Genomic DNA, 22,970 nt, shown 5'->3' on the forward strand with positions numbered 1-22,970 from the left:
TTAGTATTTTTATGCCTCCATACAATATTTTTCGATAAGAAAAGAAGTAATATGGAAGGAGAGATAAAAAACTAATAGTGATAAACGATTAATATATTATGTAATTATTATATTATAAAAGCTAAAATTAAGGTTGAAAACGGTTCGTAAGTGATATATTTTGTTTGTTAATCTATTTTGCATTGTCTGATTTTTTAAATTTAACAAAAATATATACTTGAATGAAGTATATATTTCTGTTAAATTTATCCTATGGATAGAACAAGTTTAATTAAAGGTCATTTAGAAATGTGTGTATTATCTATTTTGTCGAAAAAGAAAAGTTATGGTTATGAGATTATGAAAGAACTTGAAATAAACAATTTAAAATTGAAAGGAGTAGGAAGTATTTATCCTATTTTAACTAAGTTGAAAAATCAAGAGTGGGTTAATACTTATCAAGAGGTAACAGACAGTGGTAAAGTAAGGATTTATTATGAAATTAATGAAAATGGGAAAATACGTCTTGAGAAGAAAATTAATGAGTGGTTAGAATTGCAATTGGACATTCAAACATTATTAAAAAGCGGTTTGAAAGGAGACCTTCTGAAATGAGGAATAAATTGATAGGTAAAGAAAAGCAATTTTTAAGAGACGTACTTAAGGAATTAAAGCAATACGATATTAGTTTAGAAGAAAGGGAAAATATTAAGCGACAAATATTAGAACATATTCAAGAGTGTCGTGAACATGGTGAAGACAGTATAGATGATTTAGGTACCCCTCAATTATTTGTTAAAGATTTTATAGAAATAAATGAAATTGATTTACAAGTTAAAATGAAACAACTTCAAAATGAAAAAGGAAAATTCAACACATTTATCTTACGTGGCATATTCATCGCATTTATTACTTACCTCATCTCGCAAACTACATTTTCAATATTTTTAACTGAATCATTTAATTCAACTAATAGCAAAAATACATTTAATTATAATATTTTATATCGCATATCAGAGAATCAATGGTGGAACGTTTTATTAATAATGATTAGCTTTATGCTCTCTGTAGTAGTGTTTATTAGCTTAGTAAGTTATAAAAAAAGAAAGCTATCTAAAGTATAATGAAGAAAACTATCTATAAACTATTTCAAATCTATATTCTTTGTAATGTAATAGTATTATGTATCATTCATCCAAAATCATATGCTCAGCAAGATATTAAAGCTACTTTAGATAAGTATATTGAAAAATTTATAAAAGAACAGAATATTCCAGGGGCTGCTGTTGCAATTGTACATAATAAAGATGTATTCTTCACTAAAACGTGGGGGATTACTGGGGAATCTGAAAAAAAAAATAACTAGTAAAACACCATTTGCAATCGGATCAATAAGCAAATCTTTAACAGCTTTAGCTATAGTGAAATTAATAGAAGACAAAAAGATAAAATTAGAGGATTCAGTTCAACAACATCTTCCTTGGTTTAAACTAAAAGATTCTCAAATATCCTCATCTATAACAATCCAACACCTTTTAACTCATACAAGCGGAATAAACACATATGAAGGCTTATTAATATCAGATAAGCAATCCAAAAGTTCTACAGCATTAAAAGAAAATGTAATGAGACTTTCAAATGTAAAATTAACTGCTCTACCAGGAGAAAAATATCAATATAGTAATGCGAATTATATTGTTTTAGGTGCACTTATTGAGGAAATTACAAATGATACATATTCCTCATATATGGAAAAACATGTTTTTCAGCTATTAAATATGAATGGTGCGGCAGCAAGTAAAGAAACTGCATATGAAAAAGGCTATTTAACAGGTTATCAGTCATGGTTTGGCATACCAAGAAAAAGTGTAGTGTCCTATGATAATGCCGGGGCACCGTATGGTTATATTACCGCAAATTTGGAAGATATGATTCAATTTATTATGTTTTTGAATCGACAAGAAGATACTCAATTTTTAAAGAAAGAAAACATCGACCTTTATCTTACACCACTTTATAACATAAATTCAGAAAAAAGCTATGGTTTTGGATTAAGAACAACAAGTATAAATGAAAGCGAAACGATGATTTGGCATTCAGGATCAACGCCCGATGCTCGTACAGAAATATTTACTTTAAATAAAAGTGGCTGGGGTGGTGTGATTTTAACAAATAAAAATCATGTATTAGAAGAACCAGCACTTTCAGTATTAAAAAAGGGGATTATTAATATTTTGAATGAAGAAGAACCGGTTGATCCCCATAAAAGCATACCATTTACACAAATTGTTATGTCTACAGTTATACTCGCGCTTTTCATTTCATCAATTATGTTAATTAAAAAATATAAACATAAGAAAACTGTAAAAAAATTAACTTGGTTATTCGTAGGGACTCTATTCCTACTATTATCTATTATTTTCATCCCACTTCTTACTTATTGTACAAGCTCACCATGGCGTACGATAAAAATATTTGCGGCAGATGTAGGTTTACTTACAAGTATTATAGTAATTTTATTAGCTGTGAACGGATTATTATCAATCTTTATAGGTATAAGACAGAAGAGTGTATAAGGGTAAATAATTAAAGAAATATAATTCAAACGTTATAAACAGTTGACCCTCACACAATGTCATTGTTTAAGATAAAGTTGAGCTTCAAAGTAGATGTAACTTATAGGAGGAAATCATGTTTAAAATAGGGGATTTTTCAAAACTATCTTCCATTAGTATACGAATGTTGAGACACTACGATAAAGTGGAATTACTACAACCAGTAAAAGTCGATGAGCAGAGTGGATATCGATTTTATTCAGCAGACCAATTAAAAAAAGTAAATCAAATTCAAACGTTAAAAGCTATGGGGTTTAATATTGCTACCATCAAAGAAATAATAGAATGCGATAATATAGATACCATAAAAGAGCAATTTTTAAATCGTAGTGCTCAAATTAAAGAAGACATGAATAACCTCCAAAAACAATTACGTCTCCTCGAAGACTCAATGAAAACGATGAGAGAGGATGTTGTTGAGATGAATTATCATGTTTCAATAAAAGAAATTCCAGAAAGAACTGTAGCTAGTGTTAGAAAGATTATTCCATCGTATAATTGCGAAGGTGATTTATGGAGTGTATTAATGCAAGAAATTCAAATGAAAAATATTAGTATTGCCCAACCGAGTTATAGTATTGCGGTTTTCCATGATCATGAATACAAAGAAAATGATGTAGATATAGAAATACAGCTAAGTATTCTAGGTAAGCACGAAAATACAAAAGACGTTACATTTAAAAATATGGAATCGACTAATGTAGCTTCTATAACAGTTAATGGAAGTTATGAACAGATGACAGCTGTAAATGAGGCTGCGGCAAAATGGATTGAGACAGAGGGTTACAAATTAACAGGCCCGATGTTTAATATTTATCATGTGAGCCCAGCGATGGAATTGGATCCTAATAAGTGGGTTACAGAAGTTTGTTATCCAATAAACAAATAAGTAATAAAAAAAGGCATGTTTTATGCCTTTTTTTATTTTGTTAATATCTCAAAATATCTTTTCCGATAAAAAAAGAAACAGCATCCTTCATTCAATTTGAAGTAACACCTTATACAACAATTATTTTTCAAGAAGTGTATGAACCAATTGCACCTGCGCACTTTGCTTTTGAAATCCCATATTCAAAATTTCATGAAACAGCAAGATGGCTTGAGGAGTCTGGATTACTCGTTGTGAAATGGAAAGATGGTCATATAATTGATGAAGAGGATGGTCGATTCAATTTATACTTTAAAGACGGAGATGGAAATCTACTCGAAATTATCGCGCATAGTTATGTTAAAGAAGATGTATTAGTACCGCAGTCACCTTTAAACATTTTATATGTAAGGGAAATTGGTCTTCCCGTTAAGAGTGTACCTGTTTTTACGGAATGGTTAAAATCAAATCTAAATATGAAAACGATGGAAGATGGGGATATTTTTAACTTTGTTATAGGTGGCACTGCATATATCGTCGCGACTTGGTGGCAGCGACCTTGGATTCCAATCGCGATGAAAGCTTTACCACCGAAAGTACACGTTTCTTTTGGAACACCGAATCCAGCATTTTTACGGCGCATCCAAAATAACTTTAAGAAAAATAATATTCCCTTTGAATGTAAACATAATGAAGTATCATTTATTGAGCAGGGATATACATTTTCTATTGTGTATACACCAGAGTTTCATTCCGATATTCCTAGTAAAATAAACTTACCGCTTTCTATATAGTTATAGAAAGCGGTAAGTTTATTTTGTTTTAAGGAAAATTAAAGTCTAGTTATTATGTTGATTTAACATTTGAGCTATTCCTTGACCAAATGACCAATTCTCCATAGGTGTCTCGTGTAGTGTAATGAAAACATCAGCAGTAGAGATTTGTAAAATATTAGCCGTACTAGTGGCTATAGCTTTATATAAATCTTTTTTTTGATTAATTGTTCTTCCAGGTCCACATGTAATAGAAATATAAATCATATTATTGGATCGTTTTAACGAACCTTTTAAAAGATAAGATGAATTATAAAAAAATTGATGAGAAGGATAAGGTAAAAACATTTGAAAATAATCATTTTCAGGAATATTGAAATGTTCAATTAACGAATGGTGAATTTGATTGCTTACATTTTTTAATAACTTATTATCGGATAATTTTTCAGGATGATAAACAGTGACAAATGGCATAGTAGATGACTCCTTTCCTTTTTATTTCATTTTACTTCCAATATTTCCATTTGTATAATTGAAAATATATTAACTGATTATCAATAAAATCGATGAAGGTGGTGTATGAAATGGAAATAAAAGAGTTACTTACATTTAAAAAAATTATTGAAGAAGGTACGTTTTCACAAGCTGCTAAAAAATTAAACTATGCACAATCAACAGTAACAACACATATAAAAAAGCTGGAAAATGAAATTGGTTTTCTGTTATTTGAAAGAGGATGGGATGCAAGATTAACAGAAGAAGGAAAACTTTTTGCAGAGGAAGTAGAAAACTTATTAACACATTGGGAATATTCTATAACTCAAGCACAACGTATTAGTAATGAAGAGAAAGGAAGTTTGAGAATAGGCCTATTAGAATCCGTTGCTAAAAGGTTAATACCAATAATATTAAAGTTTTTAAATGCTGAAAAACCATATATACATTGTGATTTTGTAGTGGGAAATACAGCACTTTTATCAGAAATGATAGAACATAATAAGATTGATTTTGCGGTGTGCGGAAATAATGAAAATAAATCAAAGGTAAAATTCATCCCAATATGTGATGAACAGATTGAATTTATAGTGAATAATCCCAAGCATCCTTTGTTACAAAAAGAATCCGTTGAAGCATTTGATATTATAGATTATCCAGTTATTGTAGGAGAAAGTAATTGTTATTCCTATCAATCTGTAAGTTCTTTCTTGGCGGAAAACAATTTATTTTTTAAAAGAATTTACAACTGTAGTGCTTTAAACCTCATTCCAGAAATGCTTTTTGAAAATGCGATAGGAATTATCCCGAAAGGTACAATTTTGAATGAAGAAATACTATCTTTTAAGATTAAGGACTTTAATTCTAAAATCCTGATTGGTATATTAATTTCTACTAAAAATAACAATTATTTAAGTCAAACGAAACAAAACATTATAAACATCATTAAAGAAGCGTTATAAACGCAGGGGAAATAATGAAAAAGCTATATTCAAAAATCTCCTTTAATTTGATAAATAATGGAAACTTGTCTATCATCTCTTTTGGTAGTTCATTTTCCTCTTGGTAGCCTTCAAATAGTGTTTTTGTAATAGAATACTCATAGTCAACGATATTTCTATTTCCAGAAAATAGATATTATATCGCACTATAAATAGGAACGGCTAAATCGAATATGTAAAAATGTTTTTGGAATGAATCCAAGAGAATATCAACTTAACAAAATGCCTATTCAATCATTTGTTAAACTAAATTTAAATAAAGAAGGGGCGTTTAAAATGAATATTTCTAGAAAAATAGAGTTTGAACAGTTACGAGATAGGAAGAGTGAGCTATTTGATAAAGAGGTACTTAACATATTAAATGGTCAAGTTATGTATGAAGAATTTAAAAACGAAAAGCTAATGGGTGATTCTGATTATGCACCATTTAATGAGGCAATGTGTGTGAACCCTGCTACTACACAAGTTTTTGATGAGGATTTTATTAAAACAAGAGCGGAAGGACATAACAGTTCCGTAGAAAGTTATACAAAAAAGGTTATAGATCCGTTAGAAAAACTTTTTACGAAAAATTATAAATGTATTGTTTTATGGTTTGGTGAAGATGTGTTTTGTCAAATGAACCTACTTACCATACTTTCTCACCTTGAACAGTCTGTTTATGAAGGGAAGGTATACTTAAATAGCTTTAGAGAGGATGAATTTAAAGTAAATCAAATTGAACTTGAATTGGGGAAGTATTCTTCTATATACAATGAAGTATTAGTAAACCATAAAAAGACCTCCCATAAGGTACCACCTGTAATGTATCAGGCTATAGACTTATTTTTAGAAATGTTAACAGAAGATAATGCAGTAATGAAATTCATTTCTAAAAATAAAGATTTATCAACTCAAGAATTATTAACGAAGTTGTTTCATCTTTTTCCTACAATCGGATATGGAGATACTCAGTACATAGAACTGATTAATAAAATAAAGAAGAAAGCTACACCAAAAATATAGGTGCAGCTTTCTTCTTATAATTGCTCAAGTAATTCCAATTCTTTTTCTACAAATAGCATTAGTTCTTTAATTGTTTCACCAGAAAAATCAAAACGAATACCGGCTGCATCATACACTTCTTTTATAGATTGCGAGCTTCCTAGTGATAATGCCTTTTTATAATTTTCTAGCGCTTGCTTAGGATCCTCTTTATATTGTTTATACATTTGTAATGCACCAAGTTGGGCGATCGCATATTCAATATAATAAAATGGTACTTCAAAAATATGGAGTACAGGTAACCAACTCGTTGCTATCCAGTTTTCGTAGCCATCAATATGTATGACGCTAGACTGATAATGTTTTTGAAGTTGTAAGTATTTTTCATTTCTTTCTTTAGAAGTATGACTTGGATTTTCATACAGCCAGTGTTGAAATTGATCGACAATAAGCATAATAGGTAAATATGAAATAACATCTTTAAAGAAGTTAATTTTTGCTTGTTTTAAATCTTTTTTGTCTGTATAGAAGGTATCCCAATAATTAAGCGAGAATAACTCCATTGTCATACTGGCTAGCTCAGCTGTTTCAGCTGGAATTTCTATATACTGTCGTAATTTTAATGGTTTTATGAGTTCGTTATGAATACTATGACCCATTTCATGTATAAAAGTGACAATATCATCTTGTGTATAATTTAAGTTCATAAAAATATAAGATAATTGTGAAGCTGGTAAGTACTCACAAAAGCCACCAGCTGCTTTTCCTTTGCGGCTTGTTAAATCAAGACAATTGTGTTTATACATTCGGTTTAAAAGTGCTGAAAATTCAACATCTAGTTTATTAAAGATATGAGTGCTCTTTTCAATTAAATCATTTTCATTTGCAATAGGTTTAAGTACTTTTTGATCTGGAGTTACAGCTGATACATCCCACGGGCGAAGTGTATCCAATTGCAGTTTATCTTTTTTCTCTAGCAATATTTTATCTTTAAGAGGCACAACATACTTACGTATGGATTCAGCTAGTTCATAGCAATCTATCGCTGAATAATCAAAACGCTCGTATTTTTTGAACATATAATCGCGATAATTCTCTAGTTGAATATTTTTTGCTTTTTGATGGCGAATTTCAATTAATTGATTTAATATGTTTTGGAGTTCTTTTTCAACAGATAAAAATTGTTCAGAAATAATGGTTTTTGCCTTTTTACGGGTGTCACGATTCGAATCTTGTAAATAGGATTGTAATTCTGTTATCGTTTTTTCTTCTCCGTCCCAAATTCCATTTAATCCTCCAGTGATTTCAAAGTACTCTGTGACTAATTTGTCTTCCTTTATTTCTAATTCGATATTTTCCTCACAAAATAACTTTTGAGCATTTTTTATTTTTGTATCTAATAAACCATATACATTAGAATCTAATTCCATTCGAAAAGGTGACTCTAAATATTTATTATCCAATAAATTTTGGTATCGCTTTAAAAGTGGCTTTACAAATTGTTGATCATGTTCAAAAGTATCCTTTATTTCTTTATCATCCGTATTACATTGAAAGGCGATGTAATGTGATCTTAATTGTTCTTCGATGTCCCAAATTACTTTTGACTGCTCTTTTAACCAATTTTCAAGGTCTAGTTTTGAAGAAATCATTTTATTTAATAAAGTCGAAAGAGTTTTTTCCAATTGTAGTACATTACTAATATCAATCGTATTTACACGTTGCATTATATATCCCTCACTTTTTATTTATTCATAGAGATATTCTATTTATTAATTGTAATTCCCTTGTTAAGTGGGGTAAATGTGAAATAATGTTAAATTTAATAATTAAAGAAGGTATTTATATGTCAAAGTAAAAAGTTTATCGTAAATGAAAATATATGGAGGGGTGCTGCATGAGAAAGGGAAAGAAGTTACTTGTATTTTTATTTCCACTTGCTTTATTATGTGCCTGTGAGAATGACATTGAAGATGCTAAAAGTGAAGAGTCTATAGTGATGGATATTGCTACAGCCGCGGTAAAGGAGGAATCTTTTTTTAGTGCTGCTATAAGAGATGAAAAAGAAAGAATATTAGATTTAGAGATTGCTGATAGCGAAGATAGTAACGAAATAAAAAATGATATTAATAAAAGATTGGTGATACAAGGTGTAACGTCTTATAAAATCAATATAACTCAAAGAAATAGAGAAGTTGTAAAGGCAGAGAGTAGATGGAATCAAGTTTTTGGACATATATTTGATGACGTATTCAGAAAAAATGGATATGAAGGGTTTGGTATTCAGCAAATAAATTATAAAAAGAATCAACCTGTTACCATTGATATAAAAACTAAGATTAGCGATGATGAAGTAGGGGCGAGAGAACTTGGACAGAAAATAGAAAAAGAAGTTGAAGGGGTACTTAAAACAGAAGCAGTAAAGAAATGGATTGAAAATGATTCATATGCTATTGGGATTTACGATATAGATGATCGGAAAATTAACTAATTGAGGAATGAATGCTATATGAATGAAAAATCGATATAATTAAATATAGAATTACTGAAGGAGGTGTAAGATGTATAAGTATTTACATATTTTAAACGACATAGAAAATATGATTCAAAATGGAGAAATAAGAGAAGGAAAGAAATTACCGTCTATACGGTCACTCGTTACGCAATATGAATGTAATAAGGCAACAGTTATACGTGCTCTTCATGAATTAGAAAAGCGTCACATTATATATTCTGTCCCTCAAAGTGGATACTACGTTGTTAAAAAATCAGAGAGTACTATAGAAAATAACGAGATAATTGATTTTGCCTCCTCAGCACCAGATCCAGATGTTTTTCCGTATTTAGATTTTCAACATTGTATTAATAAGGCTATTGATACGTATAAAAATGATTTGTTTGTATATGGAACGCCGAAAGGCTTACCATCTTTAATACCAGTTATTCAAAAACAACTAGCAAATTATCAAGTCTTTACAAAAGAAGAAAATATTTTTATAACATCAGGTGTTCAGCAGGCACTTGCTATATTAACTTCTATACCATTTCCGAATGGAAATGAAACTGTATTAATTGAACAGCCAACATATCATCTATATATTGATTATCTAGAAATAAATAAAGTTCCTGTAATCGGTATTAAACGTACGAATGAAGGTATCGATTTGAATGAATTGGAGCAAATATTTCAAACTGGAAAAATAAAATTCTTTTATACGATACCGAGATATCATCATCCGCTTGGAACTTCTTATTCTAAAGATGAGAAAGAAAAAATCGCACTATTGGCTAAGAAATACAATGTATTTATAGTGGAAGATGATTATTTAGCAGATTTAGAAACTGATTCAAAAGCAGATCCGTTATATAGCTTGGATAATTGTAGTCATGTCATATATTTGAAAAGTTATTCGAAGATTATTTTTCCTGGTTTACGGGTTGGAGTTGCAGTCATCCCACCATCCATTGCAAATGCGTTCTATACATACAAAAAGATACTAGATATTGATAGTCCGATGATTTCTCAAGCGGCTTTAGAAATTTATATAAAGAGCGGTATGTTTGAACGTCATAAAAGTAAAATTAATTCTTCCTACTATAATAGATCAATAAAACTAGCAGAAACATTAGAAAAAGTGCAAAATGAAGATCCATCATTATTTACATATAATAGACAAAACACATTTGGAATACACACCTGTTTAGAAATGCAGAAAAACACAGTTACAGAAACACTTATACAAAAATTAGGTGACATGCAAATAAGTGTCGATACTATTGATAAGAATTATATGAGGAATTTCCCTAAAGAAAAACTATTAAAATTAAATGTTTCGAATGTAAAAGAAGATAAGATTGAAGAAGGTATTCGTAAAGTAATTGGGGAAATCAAGCAATTAAGACAGTTTAATTTTCAGTTTAGAAAAGAATAATTTGAATTAGGAGGTTTGTTTGGTTTTGAGGCGAAAAATCATTCTCTTGTTTGTATGTAGCGCTATAGTAGTTGGTGTAATGGTTGTGGCTAAATATAAAAAAAGAGAATCAATGCATAGCAGTTGCAAAGTATTCAAGAGGTATTATCGTAGATCAAAATAACGAACCTATAACTAATGTGAAAATTTATGAAGATTCAATTGAAAGTAAGATGCGTAGTATTTCAAATGCACAAGGTGAATTTGAAATACCACATGGAGTTTGTGGTGAAATTGCATTAAAATTAGTTACTCAGAATGGGGAAGTCTATACGAGAAAATATGATAAGAATCATGTGTAAGAAGAAAACTAAAGGTGAATAAAATGAAACCATTACAGAGAAAAGTAGCAGTTGTGGACGGAGCAACTATATATGTAACTGAATAACTATATGTTTTTTAAGAGCGCTCTTAGAAAAGAGTGCTCTTTTTCATTAATGTAAATATTTACTTAGCATCTTTTTAAAATGATTTTTATCATAATTTACATATTGCGTAGCTGTATTTCGTATTGGATCTCCGGCATAAAATCTTTCATACAATTCGTGTCTAGATCCTAATGGACTTCCAATGATATCCCAGGCTAACTTAAATAATTTTGTGCGTTGTTCGGCATCTATATTCGTTCCTTTAAAGTGCTTTTTCAATAAATTAGCTATCGGACTTTGGAAGTCATTCGAGCTCGAAGGAAGTTGAATGAACCCACCTGCTCCAATTAATTGTAAAATTTCTATTGCACGGGGATAATATTTGGAACCAAGATTCCTTGCAGTTTCGATATATTTAAAATTCGGCAAATAAGTTTTCGTTTCATTTGTAGTACCTTCAACTTCTGCAGCAATTAAAAGTGCGCGAATTGTTTCGATTTGCATAATTAATTCCCCAAGCTTCTCTTGAACATGCAAATAAGTAGTAGCACCGATCGCTTCAGCAATTTCACAAGCAATTGCAGTTATAAATTCTAGCTTTACTACTAATCGTACAATTGCTTGGTGATAAGCTAAACTACTAGAAGCTACATCTGACTTTATTGCCCATAATGCTTCAGGGTTGTTATATAGTAAGACTCGTTCCCATGGTACAAATACATTATCAAAGATTAATAGTGCATCCATTTCATCGTACTGTGAGCTAAGAGGGGAATCAACTGTAATTGAATGTGTATTCGCAAATGGTTCTCTACAAACCATATGTAATCCAGGGGAATTGGCTGCCACGATGAGAAAGTGAGCTAAATCTTTTTGAGTATCAGTCAGTTTTGCTAATGGATAGATTAATAAATCATTTGAATAAGGAGAAGCAGTACCAATCATTTTAGCACCACTTAAATAAATTCCATCAGAAGTTTTTTTCGTAACTCTTAGTGATCCTAAGTCGTTTGTATTCAACATTGATTCTGTAGATCGATTTATTTGTGGATCACGTTGAACTACGCTTAAGAATAAGTGATTATCTCTTGCTTCTTCATAATAAGATGTAATTTTATCTGGAAACTGTGCATCGAATTTTTTATAAAAATATTTTGATACGTACCAGCCAGTAAGTCTCGATCTTGCGTAATCAGATAGTCTACTCATTACACCGTCTGTAGCATAACTCCACGTTTCAAAAGCGGTTCTCCTCATTAATAATTCGTTATAGGAATTCGGAACTAAAAAGGCTGTATGGACAAATTCTTTCGTTTTTGGACTAACATATCCAACAGAATCTCTTCGTATTGGATCATCAAACAATGTAAATAAATTAGAAATGGTACTTAATGTTCCTGCAAAATGTTTGTCTGTAGTTACATCTACTTTTTGTCCATAGAGCCAAACGTTACGACCATCTTGTAAGCTCTTTATATAGTAATCTTTCAAATTTTGCATATTTCCTCCTTCTAAAGACTATTCATATATTTGGACATCTTTTAATGGTGGGGAATATACGTGGAAAGTTATTACTGCTGAATCTGTAGCATTATACATTTTATGCACAGTATCTTTTTTTACTGTGAAAATATTTCCCTCTGTAAACTCTTCAATCCGCTCGCTATTATTTTCGTACGTTATATTTTGTAACGTACCATTGACTATTAGTATACATCCTACAGATATTCCATGATCGTGCACAAAGGTCTTTGCTTTGCTGGGGAAATTTAATACTAAAATCTCTACGAATTCAGACTGATAGATAACGTTCCTTCCGTATTCAAGATTAACTGGTGAAGTAATAAAAGGAGCTATTTTATGAAGTGAAATATTTAATGATTGAATAGTGTGTATTAAATTGAACGTATCGTAGTTACATAGGTTATTAAATGCCTTTCTTATGTTATGAATCAATTGCATGTACAACTTCCTCCTAAGCATTTGCAGTGAAAGAAAGTAATCTCCTATTATATCGTGTGTAGTCGATTACATAACATTGTATTGAATAAATTCAAAAAGGTGACTGGTTTTAATTGGGTAATATTTGCTCTGGACTACATGGTAATTAATTCCTTTTTTATGGTATGCTTGAACTATAGCTCGCTTTCTATTGGAAAGGTGATGAAATAAATGGCAGTTCTTTTAGTGGATAATCTATATCAAATGTCTATTGTTTTACTGATCTTATGTTCATTTTGTTTTTATAGATATTTAAAGAAAATAAAAAGGGAAAGAAAGCTTACAGGTTTTGAAATTACGATGTATATCGTGACGCAACTTGCGTATTTCATTTGGGCGGCAACGACTTTTCTTAAAATGTTATCAGAATAGTAATCTTGAAGTATTAGACGCTGAACAGAAAGGTACAGGAGCATTAAAGGTATAAACGTGGGCAAGGGTAATTTATCATCTATTAGGTAAATAAATTTAGTCGAAATTTAGATGGATAACAATATTACTTATAACATCTTTATAAAAAGAGAGGATATAAATGGAACAATATAAGTTAATTGTAAAAGGGCCTAAACAACTTGAGTGGGAAACAAATGAAATTAAGGACATACAGGACGATGAAATTATCGTTAAAACGATCGCAGGATCGATAAGCATTGGGGCCGAGTTACCACAGTATAATGGATTCGATGTTACAGATCCGCATCCTTTTTATCCAAGAAAAACTGGATATGAAAGTTATGGTGAAGTGATTGAAGTTGGTAATCAAGTAACACATGTAAACGTAGGTGATAAAGTAGTTTCTTTTTATGGACATGAAACGATAGGGATAGTTAAGGCGCATAAAGTAATTCGAGTGCCTAGTTCTATACAACCTAAAATTGCTTTATTATCTATTCTTTCATGTGATGCCGCTAAAGGAGTATTGAAACTAAACCCGCGACAGGATGAAAAAGTCCTTATAATTGGAATGGGAGTTATTGGTTTACTCGCTTGTTATTTCTTAAAATACTATGTAGGCATTGAGCATGTGGATGTTGTTGAGCCTAATAAAAATAGAAGAGATTTTGCAAAGAAGTTTGGTACGAAAAACATATATGATTCAGAAGAGAAAATAATAGAAACATATAATTATGGTTTCGAATGTTCTGCTACAAATAGTGGGTTCCATACTTTGCAAAAAGCTCTTAAAACTAATGGTAAAATATGTATACTGTCTGATGGTAATATAGAAGAACTAACATTAACTGCTAACTTTTATCAGAAAGAATTACAAATTATTGGATCAAGTGACGGATACGATTATCAAAAACATGCAGATTGGTTTTTTGAAGAAATAGGAAAAACACCATTTATAGAGGAGATCTTTCAACATGAAATACATTATACTTCACTCATACAATGTTTTGATGAATTGAGTTTAGGGATAATTAAACCATTAAAAGTATATGTTTCATATGAATAACGAAAAAATGAGCAAATATTTGTCACATACCTTACAAATGTTTCGTCACATTTATGATTATTAAATGAGGAGGAACATATATGAAAATATTTGTAGCAGGTGCAACTGGTGTAATAGGACGTTCTTTATTGCCAATGTTAATAAAAAATGGGCATACGGTGTTTGCGATGATTCGTAATACTTCGCAAGTAGAAGCAATGAAAAGGGTGGGTGCCATACCAGTAATAGCTGATGTATTTAATAGAGAGGCTGTATTTTCTGTATTAGAAGAAACAAATCCCGATGTAGTTATTCATCAATTAACGTCATTGTCATCATGGAATTTTGAGGATAATGCAAAAATTAGAACAAAAGGCACTCGTAACCTTATCGATGCCGCTAAAAATGTAGGGGTACAGAAAATAATCGCTCAAAGTATTTCATGGGCGTATGAACCAGGGGATACATTTGCGACTGAAAAAGACTCACTACATATTACTGCTTCTATGCCTCGGCAAGTCACTGTTAATGGCATATTGAAATTAGAAAAAGCTGTTACTGAGTTACCTGAATCGGTTATACTTCGTTACGGCACATTATACGGACCAGGAACATGGTATGCGGAAAACGGATTAATAGCAAATCAAGTTCGTAATAATGAAATTATCGCATCAGACGGGATAAGCTCGTTTATACATGTTGAAGATGCTGCAAGAGCTACTATGCTATCCCTTAATTGGCCTTCAGGAATCGTAAATATTGTAGATAATTATCCAGCAACTAGTAAAGAATGGTTACCAATATATGCAGCAGCGATAGGGGCACATAAGCCTAAAGTTCAAGATGGGAAAAATAGTTGGGAAAGAGGAGCTTCCAATAATAAGGCACGTAAAGAGTATGGATGGACACCTTTATTTCCATCATGGTCTGAAGGATTTAACAACTTAATAGGTAAGTAAAACATACCTTTAATGGGAATGATAGTAAAATACACCATTAAAGGATTGGGTTATTATGAATATAATTTGGGAAAGTATTATATTAACTTTTACTGGAATAATTGTTTTGAAAATGACAGGTAGTACATCTGTGAGCCAAATGACAAGAGCTGAAATCATTATAGTTGTATCAATTGGCCGTATTATTGTAGAACCTGTATTAAGTAGAAAAGTAGTCCCATCTATATTCGCGGCTATCATATTTGCAAGCATATTACTTATCATTCATTTCTTTGAATTGAAATCAAGGAAGGTGGAACAATTTTTAAATGGAAGTAGCATTATAATTGTTGAAAACGGAGAGATTGTAAAAGAGAATTTGATGCAGGCAAAAATGTCGGAACAACAACTTTATATGCAATTAAGAGAAAAAGGGATTCATGACGTAAAGAGTTTACAGCAAGTTACAGCGGAACCGAATGGTCGTATTGGTTATCAATTAATAAAAGAAGCACAACCAATAACTTTAGAAATGTTAGAAAAAGTATTAGATCGGTACAATATAAAAAGATAATTTCTCGTGAGAAAAAGCCAATACTATAACGGAAGTATTGGCTTTTTTATTTTTCTACAAACGTAAGGATTAATAAAATAGGGTGGATTTTAAACCAATCATTATAATAGATATAGGCTTATAATTGTGCTATATTCAATGGACTTATAGTGAATGTGGTAAAAAACTAATTTGGCATAGGTAGACGCAGCGTTAAAATTTATAAGTTTTTCATGTGATACTAAAAATGGATTGAAAATAAGGAGATAGATACATAATGGAATTTTGGGAATCAAGTTTTATCGAAAAACAAACGATGTGGGGATTTGAACCTACAGAATCTGCAATTTTGACAAAAGATTTTTTTCTTGAAAAGAACGTTAAGAATATATTAGTTCCGGGTATTGGATATGGAAGAAATGCAAAGGTTTTTATCGATAATGGTATAAATGTAACAGGTATTGAAATTTCGAAAACAGCAATCGATTTAGCAAGAGAAAACGGACTAGAAGATGTTAGTATGTATCACGGTTCAGTAAACGAAATGCCTTTTGATAATAAACTGTATGATGGGATATTTAGTCATGCACTTCTTCATTTGTTGAATGAACAGGAAAGAGAGAAATTTATTGAAGATTGTTATAATCAGTTAAAACCAGGCGGATATATGGTTTTTACAACTGTTTCTAAAAAAGCTCCCATGTACGGAAAAGGAAAACAGTTGGATAAAGATTATTATGAGATAATGGAAGGTGTAAAAATGTTCTTTTATGATTCTGAATCTATAAAAAAAGATTTTAATCAATATAGATTAGTACAAGTTTCGGAAATTGATGAACCAAATAAGAACATGGCAAATAAACCTTCAATCAATTTCTTAATGATAAAATGTAAGAAAGAACGATAACTAAAAGTTATTAAGAATGATTAAAGATGTTTATATATTGATTATGCACAAATAAAAAGGACAAGCATATAATATAAATACCTTTTAACTTTAAGTAACCTTAACTTTCGTTAATAGGGTATCTCAAAATCCCCAAAAGAGCACTTGCGGAAACAAGTGCTCTTTTATTTTTTGTTTCATAAATATTTATAGTTGCAAATTTCGTGCAATAAAAATAAATATGAGAGAAATAATCATATCTTTATTATACGATTATTTCTGAACTACAAACGATATAGCATTTGTTTTTAATTGAATGTGTCTTTCATTTCGAACAATATCATAAGCTAATTCTTTTATTTCAACTTTTAGTTCTTTCCATTCTTTATAAATGCTTTTTAAAGTACTTATCATTTCTTCGGTTGAAAGATTAATTTCAATTAAAGCTTCTAATTCTTCATTCGTTATTGAATCAATTTCTTGTATGTTAGAGTTAATAATTAAACAATTAATACCGCCGTTTTTTGTACCTCTTTTCATAGAGTGGAGTACATTTTTAAAATCTTCTTCTGATTTGACATGTTCTAAACTTGATACTGCAACGATATAATCATAAGCGTTAGAGTCAATATGATAGTTTTCAATTGCTGCTTCTTCTGTTTTTATAGCCTCGAATACATCATGTTCTTTGCTATAAATTTGTAGCTTTGTTAAAGCGGAATTAAGTAAATCAACACATGTAACGGTGCCGCTAGTATTTTTTATTTTTTTTGCAATTGGAATGCTATTTCTCCCAACGCCAGAGCCAAGGTCAAGTACTTGCAAGTTGTTTTGTCCGTCAAAGTGGTTCATCAAGTCCATAACCGTTTTAACTGGTTTGAAAAGCCAAGAGCCAGCTTCAAACAGTTTATATTGTTCATAGCAAAGGTCGTGATATTTCTTTTCTTCTTGTCTTATGTAATCGATACGGTTCACATTGTTTCAGCTCCAATATTTTTATTGCAAAATGAATAGGTGGGACAGCCTTTAACATTTGTTTGAATTCGAAAAATACCACCAGCATGTGGATACTCTTTTAATTCGTTATCACTCATTCTTGTTCTGGCTGTTGTAACATATAAATCTGTTAAATTAGGCCCACCAAATGTACATGATGTTACATATAACGCGGGAATTGGAATGCTTAATATTTGTTCTCCAGTAGAGGGATTCCATCTAGTTATTTTTGAACCTCCCCAATGTGCAATCCATAAACAACCTTCTTCGTCAATTGTCATACCATCAGGTAGACCATCATTTTCAGAGAAATTGATTACATCACTTGGATTATGAATGTCTCCAGTACGTATATTATATTGATAGCGAACCACTTTTTTAGTAGGTGTATCTATAAAGTAAAAGTATGTATGATCAGGTGACCAAGTAATTCCATTTGATGTATTTACATGTGAAACTTTTTTCTCTACACTTAAATTATGATGTAAACAATACAAGGAACCTGCAGCATTCATACCGTATGTATCTGTAGAACCTGCCCAGAAACGACCAGCTGGATCACATTTTCCATCATTGAAACGATTTTCTATTAAATGTGGTTCAGGGTCAAAAATATGTGTCAGTTTTTCTGTATTTACATTAATAGAATAAAAGCCGTTTTCCATAGCTAAGAGTAGTACATCCTCTAAATATGGAACAACACAGCCAATTTGTTGATTGAGAACAATTACTCGGTTCGTATTAGCGGTAGGATTATATATGCATAATTTTCTCTCCATAATATCAACCCAATATAAAAGTTGCTTTTTTCCATTCCAACATGGTCCTTCAGCTAAACTTGCTTTAGCATCTAAAACTAATTCTATATTACTGAACAAGATGTTCACCTCGCGTTATAAGATATTAATATAATTCGCTAAGAATAGAGGTAAACCTTTTAGTCAAAGGATATTAAAATTTATACTGTAGAAAAATGACCTTCTCAAGTGATTAAAAAAGTGTATAAACAAGGAGAGGAAAATGCATATGATGTTTTATGAGATTGTTTGCTTTTCTTGTAAGAATATATTTCGTGTTTACGAAGGCAGTGAAAAATATAAGCGATTTAAAGAGAAACCAAAAGGGGCATATTGTTGTGATGAGTGTAGCCACAAAATTCAATTAGAAGCGATAAAGAATTTTTTTAGATAATTTTACGATTTCGATTCGGAAAAGTTTGACAATAAAAGTGTTATAAATTATCATATTAAAAAACTAATATTTAAGGCATAGAAGAGAAGAGTAGTTAAGAAAGAATACGTACAGAGAGCTCTGGTAGCTGAGAAAGAGCGGTATACATCTTAATGAAAAAAGACTTGGAGCTGCGCAAGGAACTAATTTATTTAGGGATGGTGCGACGGGTTCTCCCGTTATAGAGATAGGGTATAAGCATATTTTGCCGTACCTGAAGAGGTTAATATGGTGACATATTAACAAACTGAGGTGGTACCGCGAAGCTAACAACTCTCGTCCTCAAGATGAATAATCTTGGGGGTGGGAGTTTTTTTGTTGCATAAAACTGGAAATGAGAAACAAAAAATAATTGAGGTGAGTAATATATGCATTGGGCGTATGAAGTAGCACATGAATTAATTAGGAAACATCCAAATAAAGAAATGTTTGTTTGTGCATCTGGAATTAGTCCGTCAGGTTCTGTTCATATTGGGAACTTTCGTGAAATCGTAACGACTTATTTCGTAGTAAGAGCACTTCAAGATTTAGGGAAAAAGACTCGTTTTATATTTTCGTGGGATGATTATGATAGGTTTAGAAAAGTTCCAAAAAATATTGATCCATCTTTTGCAAAGTATATTGGTATGCCATACTGTGATATTCCAGATCCGTATGGATGTCATAACTCGTATGCGGAGCATTTTGAAAAAGAGTTTGAAAAATCGCTTCAAGCATTTGGAATTGAAGTAGAATTTATTTATCAACATGATGAATATAGAAGCGGAAGGTATAACGAAAATATATTAGAGGCCTTGTATAAACGAAAAGAAATATATGATATTTTAATGGGTTTTAAAACTAGAGAGTGTAGTGAAGAAGAGCGAGAGAGCTTTTATCCAGCTACATTATATTGTGAGAGATGCGGAAAAGATACAACAACTATTACACATTTTGATGAAGTATTAAAAACAGTCCGGTATGAATGTGAATGCGGAAATGAAAAAGAGTTATCCGTATTAAATACAAATAAAATGAAACTAAACTGGAAAATCGATTGGCCGATGAGATGGATGATAGAGGATGTTATTTTTGAACCGGGCGGTAGAGATCATTCATCAGAAACGGGTAGTTATAATGTATCAAAAGAAATTGCAAGGAAAATATTCAATCGAGAAGCGCCTCATTACGTTGCTTACGATTTTATTGGTATTAAAGGGAATCATGAAAAAATGTCTAGTTCTTCAGGGAATAGTATTACACTAAGCAATTTATTGAAAGTGTATATATCAGAAGTAATTCTCTTTATGTTTGCAAAATACAAACCAGGCGCTGCTTTTTATATTGGGTTGGATGAAGATGTGATTCGTAATTATACAGAGTATGAGCGATTGAAAGATAGTTATGAAAATAAAACGCTCAAAAATGAAGATTTATTTGATGCAATTAGAATCTCTAGAGTTGATAGTGAGATTAAAGAATATCCGAAATTTAATCAAGTAGCAGGAACGTTACCATTATTAAATTTTGATTCAACTATTTTACAGGGGATATTAAAGAAAATAGATAGGAGCTATGCATTAGATGAAATGAGAGCGATAAGTAATCGCGCAGAGTATTGGATAAGAAACTTTCAATCTGAAAAATTAATCGCGGTAAATGAGGAGAAAAATGCAGAGTTTTACTACACATTAGATGAAAGGCAGAAAGAATGGCTAGTAGAAGTTTGTAAAATACTTCGTTCTAATAAAGATTACTCTAACTTAATGGAGCAATTATATGCGATTTGTCATCATGAAAATAAAAAAATAATGAAAGAAAATCAAAAACAATTATTCACTATTATATATAAGCTCATTATGAATCAATCAAATGGTCCTCGTATACCATTATTAATACATGTAGTAGGCATAGAAAATTTCATCACACTATTAGATTTCTAAAACACAGTTAAAAGCAACGCAAGTACCAAAATTTCTAAGTACTTGCGTTGCAAATTTTACTATCGTGAATACATTTTCGGACATTCATCACCACTTGGTTCATAAAAACAATGGCTTTTAAACTGTCCTACAAATGGCTGATTATACCATTCAGGCGGACAAGCTCCAACTGGACGGAAATACCAAAGAGCCCATCGTGCAGGCCAGCGCCATTGACCTTGTAAAACTTTTCGTGCGATTTCTTTTTCTGATTCACGAGCGCGTTGATAAAAATATCCATATTGTACTGCTTCAAATCCGCCGGGGCTTTGATATACAGCGTCTCGTACGGTACGGAGTTGTTTAAAATCTAAGCAATCACAAAATACACGGTTTACTACAACGCATCCAACTAACTCCTCACCTTGGCGACCTTCGCCTTCAGCTTCAGCACGAATTAATCGAGCTAGTAAATCAACATCACTTTCGTTGTATGGAATAAGGGGCATAGTGATACCACCTTTCTGTTATAGTAAAGAGTGTATGTTATAAAACAATCTGCGTGCTTTTTTACATAAAAATAACATTTAATTTTAAGAGGAGCTTGTATAAAAAAAGCTAATTAGTAATAGTAGATAAATATAAAAGGGAGAGGTATTATGTATCGAATTCATAAAGACCATATTATTTACGCGATGTCATCAGAGAATAAACCATGTATGGTGTAGTTTTGAAATAAAGTTGCGATGCTGTATCTCTTTAATCAAAGAATTGTAAATATATGATCAAACTTTTTTATAAAACAGAAACATAAACATAAACCTGCTGGATAAGAAACCATTTGGATTAAACTTTTTTCAAAATGGTTTCTTTTTATTCAACATAGAATACGGTTTAACACAATATTTTTAATCAAACTTTATTTTAAAGCCACACATTGCTTTTTCTTATGGTGAATTTGTTTCTTAGTTATTTCCTGCATTTTATATCATTCACCAATCATGTAATGTTAAGGGAGATGACAAAAGAAAGGAAGGATGTACAAATGAGTATAGTAAAAAACGGAACATTGCAAGTAATTGGAGCAAGCATCTATTATGAGGTGCGTGGCTCGGGTCCAATTCTTCTTTTGATTCATGGTGGGGGTGGTGATGCCGACAAGTTCCATAATATTGCCGACCATCTTGCTAAATGGTATACCGTTGTTACTTACGATCGTCGTGGTCATTCCCGTAGCAATCTCGTCAATAAAACTGAGGATTACCATGTGCAAACACATAGTGAAGACGCTCACCGGCTGCTAGCCAATTTGACCAATGAACCGGCTTATATATTCGGAAGTAGTTCTGGTGCTGTCATCGGACTTGATTTGTGTATACGCCATCCTGGGCAGGTACAGTTACTAATCCCACACGAACCGGTTTTATTACAACTTTTACCTGAAAATGAGTTGAAGCAGGCTATAAATTTCATGGAAGACCTTAAAGGGAATCATAAAAGTGAGGTCATGAAGTTATTGTCAAATATCGATGATAGCAATTCCGGACTATCGAAGGATATGCTAACAAAGCGACTACTCGGCAATTCGTTTTATTTCACTGAGTATGAAATCCCGGGAATTCTCAGCTATACTTTAAACATCGATGCATTAAAGCGCTCATTAAAACCTGCATCGATACAGGTACGTCCAGCCGGTGGAAGTATTTCACGAGAATTTTTTCCTTACCATTGCGCATTCAACTTGGCAGAACACCTCGGAACAGAATTCGCAGAGTTTCCAGGAAACCATGTGGGCTATAACACAGTGCATCATAAAGAGTTTGCTGAGAGGTTACACGAAATTCTTGAGAATTAATCCGGAAACGTATCAATCGGTAGTGTATGAGCACACCAAAGAGTTATAAGACACTTCGTAATTTAGGGTTTTGTCTTTATGTCTAAATTATAATACGATGCATGTTGTTCAAGAAAAG

The 22,970-nt window shown here is 31.5% G+C and carries 22 protein-coding genes, 4 pseudogenes and 1 other annotated feature; of the genes and pseudogenes, 18 read left to right on the top strand and 8 right to left on the bottom strand.

Annotation, left to right across the window (positions count from 1 at the left end; all coding sequences use genetic code 11):
* The first annotated feature begins 252 nt into the window (after positions 1-252).
* From BLT20_RS23680 to BLT20_RS23700, 5 genes and pseudogenes are all read left to right on the top strand, one after another.
* Positions 253-594 (top strand): PadR family transcriptional regulator, encoded by a 342-nt coding sequence (locus BLT20_RS23680; protein WP_000376286.1) that lies wholly within the window; start codon positions 253-255, stop codon positions 592-594.
* A complete protein-coding gene (locus BLT20_RS23685; RefSeq protein WP_001244707.1) occupies positions 591-1,103 on the top strand; it encodes a DUF1700 domain-containing protein in 513 nt (170 codons plus the stop codon). Before BLT20_RS23680 ends, BLT20_RS23685 begins: the two co-directional genes overlap by 4 nt.
* A pseudogene (locus BLT20_RS23690) lies at positions 1,103-2,555 on the top strand (serine hydrolase domain-containing protein). The gene BLT20_RS23685 and the pseudogene BLT20_RS23690 overlap by 1 nt, the downstream one beginning before the upstream one ends.
* A 115-nt stretch (positions 2,556-2,670) precedes the next feature.
* Positions 2,671-3,483 carry a MerR family transcriptional regulator gene (locus tag BLT20_RS23695; RefSeq protein WP_000472637.1) on the top strand — a complete coding sequence of 271 codons (813 nt, stop codon included), beginning with the start codon at positions 2,671-2,673 and terminating at the stop codon, positions 3,481-3,483.
* Between the two features lie 53 nt (positions 3,484-3,536).
* Positions 3,537-4,256 (top strand): annotated as a pseudogene (locus BLT20_RS23700) (glyoxalase/bleomycin resistance/dioxygenase family protein); the annotation flags it as partial.
* A 45-nt stretch (positions 4,257-4,301) separates the two neighbouring features.
* Here BLT20_RS23700 and BLT20_RS23705 read toward each other — a convergent pair.
* A complete protein-coding gene (locus tag BLT20_RS23705; protein ID WP_001117407.1) occupies positions 4,302-4,709 on the bottom strand; it encodes a tautomerase family protein in 408 nt (135 codons plus the stop codon).
* Between the two features lie 110 nt (positions 4,710-4,819).
* Here BLT20_RS23705 and BLT20_RS23710 point away from each other — a divergent pair, with 110 nt between their 5' ends.
* Entirely contained in the window at positions 4,820-5,692 is an 873-nt protein-coding gene (locus BLT20_RS23710) for a LysR family transcriptional regulator (protein ID WP_000403092.1), read from the top strand.
* 22 nt (positions 5,693-5,714) lie between these two features.
* On the opposite strand, the pseudogene BLT20_RS30300 reads toward BLT20_RS23710, so the two are convergent.
* Positions 5,715-5,921 (bottom strand): annotated as a pseudogene (locus BLT20_RS30300) (aminoglycoside phosphotransferase); the annotation flags it as partial.
* Positions 5,922-5,923: 2 nt separating this feature from the next.
* Between BLT20_RS30300 and BLT20_RS23715 the strand changes: the two are divergent.
* Entirely contained in the window at positions 5,924-6,736 is an 813-nt protein-coding gene (locus BLT20_RS23715) for an AraC family transcriptional regulator (protein ID WP_100655412.1), read from the top strand.
* Positions 6,737-6,750: 14 nt separating this feature from the next.
* Here the strand turns inward: BLT20_RS23715 and BLT20_RS23720 are convergent, their stop codons facing one another.
* Positions 6,751-8,442: a M3 family oligoendopeptidase gene (locus tag BLT20_RS23720; protein WP_001190032.1), complete on the bottom strand. Its 1,692-nt coding sequence runs from the start codon at positions 8,440-8,442 to the stop codon at positions 6,751-6,753.
* 170 nt (positions 8,443-8,612) lie between these two features.
* Between BLT20_RS23720 and BLT20_RS23725 the strand changes: the two genes are divergently transcribed.
* From BLT20_RS23725 to BLT20_RS23735, 3 genes and pseudogenes are all read left to right on the top strand, one after another.
* Positions 8,613-9,206: a DUF4030 domain-containing protein gene (locus BLT20_RS23725; protein WP_001225387.1), complete on the top strand. Its 594-nt coding sequence runs from the start codon at positions 8,613-8,615 to the stop codon at positions 9,204-9,206.
* 70 nt (positions 9,207-9,276) lie between these two features.
* Positions 9,277-10,647 carry an aminotransferase-like domain-containing protein gene (locus BLT20_RS23730; protein ID WP_000280122.1) on the top strand — a complete coding sequence of 457 codons (1,371 nt, stop codon included), beginning with the start codon at positions 9,277-9,279 and terminating at the stop codon, positions 10,645-10,647.
* Between the two features lie 25 nt (positions 10,648-10,672).
* Positions 10,673-10,988, top strand: a pseudogene (locus tag BLT20_RS23735) (hypothetical protein).
* 132 nt (positions 10,989-11,120) lie between these two features.
* Here the strand turns inward: BLT20_RS23735 and BLT20_RS23740 are convergent.
* Together BLT20_RS23740 and BLT20_RS23745 are read right to left on the bottom strand one after the other, a co-directional pair.
* Positions 11,121-12,554, bottom strand: coding sequence for a 4-hydroxyphenylacetate 3-hydroxylase family protein (locus BLT20_RS23740; RefSeq protein WP_001180385.1), 1,434 nt, complete (start codon positions 12,552-12,554; stop codon positions 11,121-11,123).
* An 18-nt stretch (positions 12,555-12,572) separates the two neighbouring features.
* Positions 12,573-13,016: a cysteine dioxygenase gene (locus tag BLT20_RS23745; RefSeq protein WP_001176009.1), complete on the bottom strand. Its 444-nt coding sequence runs from the start codon at positions 13,014-13,016 to the stop codon at positions 12,573-12,575.
* A 210-nt stretch (positions 13,017-13,226) separates the two neighbouring features.
* Here BLT20_RS23745 and BLT20_RS23750 point away from each other — a divergent pair, with 210 nt between their 5' ends.
* From BLT20_RS23750 to BLT20_RS23770, 5 genes are all read left to right on the top strand, one after another.
* Positions 13,227-13,427, top strand: coding sequence for a hypothetical protein (locus BLT20_RS23750; protein ID WP_000279689.1), 201 nt, complete (start codon positions 13,227-13,229; stop codon positions 13,425-13,427).
* Positions 13,428-13,587: 160 nt separating this feature from the next.
* On the top strand, positions 13,588-14,514 hold the full coding sequence (locus tag BLT20_RS23755) for a zinc-binding dehydrogenase (RefSeq protein WP_000438847.1): 927 nt from the start codon (positions 13,588-13,590) through the stop codon (positions 14,512-14,514).
* A gap of 80 nt (positions 14,515-14,594) precedes the next feature.
* Positions 14,595-15,452 (top strand): NAD-dependent epimerase/dehydratase family protein, encoded by an 858-nt coding sequence (locus tag BLT20_RS23760; RefSeq protein ID WP_000689437.1) that lies wholly within the window; start codon positions 14,595-14,597, stop codon positions 15,450-15,452.
* A gap of 55 nt (positions 15,453-15,507) precedes the next feature.
* A complete protein-coding gene (locus BLT20_RS23765) occupies positions 15,508-16,005 on the top strand; it encodes a DUF421 domain-containing protein (RefSeq protein WP_001021703.1) in 498 nt (165 codons plus the stop codon).
* A gap of 256 nt (positions 16,006-16,261) precedes the next feature.
* Positions 16,262-16,891, top strand: coding sequence for a class I SAM-dependent methyltransferase (locus tag BLT20_RS23770; RefSeq protein WP_000397612.1), 630 nt, complete (start codon positions 16,262-16,264; stop codon positions 16,889-16,891).
* A gap of 252 nt (positions 16,892-17,143) precedes the next feature.
* On the opposite strand, the gene BLT20_RS23775 is transcribed toward BLT20_RS23770, so the two are convergent.
* Together BLT20_RS23775 and BLT20_RS23780 are read right to left on the bottom strand one after the other, a co-directional pair.
* Complete coding sequence (locus BLT20_RS23775; protein WP_001079449.1) at positions 17,144-17,845, bottom strand: class I SAM-dependent methyltransferase; 702 nt, start codon at positions 17,843-17,845, stop codon at positions 17,144-17,146.
* Entirely contained in the window at positions 17,842-18,744 is a 903-nt protein-coding gene (locus BLT20_RS23780; RefSeq protein WP_000492434.1) for an SMP-30/gluconolactonase/LRE family protein, read from the bottom strand. Before BLT20_RS23780 ends, BLT20_RS23775 begins: the two co-directional genes overlap by 4 nt.
* Before the next feature lie 142 nt (positions 18,745-18,886).
* On the opposite strand from BLT20_RS23780, the gene BLT20_RS23785 reads away from it, so the two are divergent.
* Positions 18,887-19,057: a DUF2197 domain-containing protein gene (locus tag BLT20_RS23785; RefSeq protein WP_000551042.1), complete on the top strand. Its 171-nt coding sequence runs from the start codon at positions 18,887-18,889 to the stop codon at positions 19,055-19,057.
* A 69-nt stretch (positions 19,058-19,126) separates the two neighbouring features.
* Positions 19,127-19,383 (top strand) — a binding site (T-box leader).
* A gap of 81 nt (positions 19,384-19,464) precedes the next feature.
* Complete coding sequence (lysS, locus tag BLT20_RS23790) at positions 19,465-21,018, top strand: lysine--tRNA ligase (protein WP_000558594.1); 1,554 nt, start codon at positions 19,465-19,467, stop codon at positions 21,016-21,018.
* 59 nt (positions 21,019-21,077) lie between these two features.
* On the opposite strand, the gene BLT20_RS23795 is transcribed toward lysS, so the two are convergent.
* Positions 21,078-21,506: a cell wall hydrolase gene (locus BLT20_RS23795; RefSeq protein ID WP_001128402.1), complete on the bottom strand. Its 429-nt coding sequence runs from the start codon at positions 21,504-21,506 to the stop codon at positions 21,078-21,080.
* Between the two features lie 536 nt (positions 21,507-22,042).
* On the opposite strand from BLT20_RS23795, the gene BLT20_RS23800 reads away from it, so the two are divergent.
* Positions 22,043-22,852: an alpha/beta fold hydrolase gene (locus tag BLT20_RS23800; protein WP_000029414.1), complete on the top strand. Its 810-nt coding sequence runs from the start codon at positions 22,043-22,045 to the stop codon at positions 22,850-22,852.
* Positions 22,853-22,970 lie beyond the last annotated feature (118 nt).

The organism is Bacillus sp. cl96 (assembly GCF_900100505.1).
GTDB lineage: Bacteria > Bacillota > Bacilli > Bacillales > Bacillaceae_G > Bacillus_A > Bacillus_A cereus.

Coding starts and splice junctions, on each gene's coding strand:
- BLT20_RS23765 (WP_001021703.1), top strand. CDS start 15,508: ATGAATATAATTTGGGAAAGTATTATATTAACTTTTACTGGAATAATT.
- BLT20_RS23760 (WP_000689437.1), top strand. CDS start 14,595: ATGAAAATATTTGTAGCAGGTGCAACTGGTGTAATAGGACGTTCTTTA.
- BLT20_RS23685 (WP_001244707.1), top strand. CDS start 591: ATGAGGAATAAATTGATAGGTAAAGAAAAGCAATTTTTAAGAGACGTA.
- BLT20_RS23715 (WP_100655412.1), top strand. CDS start 5,924: ATGAATCCAAGAGAATATCAACTTAACAAAATGCCTATTCAATCATTT.
- BLT20_RS23800 (WP_000029414.1), top strand. CDS start 22,043: ATGAGTATAGTAAAAAACGGAACATTGCAAGTAATTGGAGCAAGCATC.
- lysS (WP_000558594.1), top strand. CDS start 19,465: ATGCATTGGGCGTATGAAGTAGCACATGAATTAATTAGGAAACATCCA.
- BLT20_RS23680 (WP_000376286.1), top strand. CDS start 253: ATGGATAGAACAAGTTTAATTAAAGGTCATTTAGAAATGTGTGTATTA.
- BLT20_RS23740 (WP_001180385.1), bottom strand. CDS start 12,554: ATGCAAAATTTGAAAGATTACTATATAAAGAGCTTACAAGATGGTCGT.
- BLT20_RS23695 (WP_000472637.1), top strand. CDS start 2,671: ATGTTTAAAATAGGGGATTTTTCAAAACTATCTTCCATTAGTATACGA.
- BLT20_RS23730 (WP_000280122.1), top strand. CDS start 9,277: ATGTATAAGTATTTACATATTTTAAACGACATAGAAAATATGATTCAA.
- BLT20_RS23725 (WP_001225387.1), top strand. CDS start 8,613: ATGAGAAAGGGAAAGAAGTTACTTGTATTTTTATTTCCACTTGCTTTA.
- BLT20_RS23705 (WP_001117407.1), bottom strand. CDS start 4,709: ATGCCATTTGTCACTGTTTATCATCCTGAAAAATTATCCGATAATAAG.
- BLT20_RS23770 (WP_000397612.1), top strand. CDS start 16,262: ATGGAATTTTGGGAATCAAGTTTTATCGAAAAACAAACGATGTGGGGA.
- BLT20_RS23750 (WP_000279689.1), top strand. CDS start 13,227: ATGGCAGTTCTTTTAGTGGATAATCTATATCAAATGTCTATTGTTTTA.
- BLT20_RS23745 (WP_001176009.1), bottom strand. CDS start 13,016: ATGCAATTGATTCATAACATAAGAAAGGCATTTAATAACCTATGTAAC.
- BLT20_RS23710 (WP_000403092.1), top strand. CDS start 4,820: ATGGAAATAAAAGAGTTACTTACATTTAAAAAAATTATTGAAGAAGGT.
- BLT20_RS23785 (WP_000551042.1), top strand. CDS start 18,887: ATGCATATGATGTTTTATGAGATTGTTTGCTTTTCTTGTAAGAATATA.
- BLT20_RS23795 (WP_001128402.1), bottom strand. CDS start 21,506: ATGCCCCTTATTCCATACAACGAAAGTGATGTTGATTTACTAGCTCGA.
- BLT20_RS23720 (WP_001190032.1), bottom strand. CDS start 8,442: ATGCAACGTGTAAATACGATTGATATTAGTAATGTACTACAATTGGAA.
- BLT20_RS23755 (WP_000438847.1), top strand. CDS start 13,588: ATGGAACAATATAAGTTAATTGTAAAAGGGCCTAAACAACTTGAGTGG.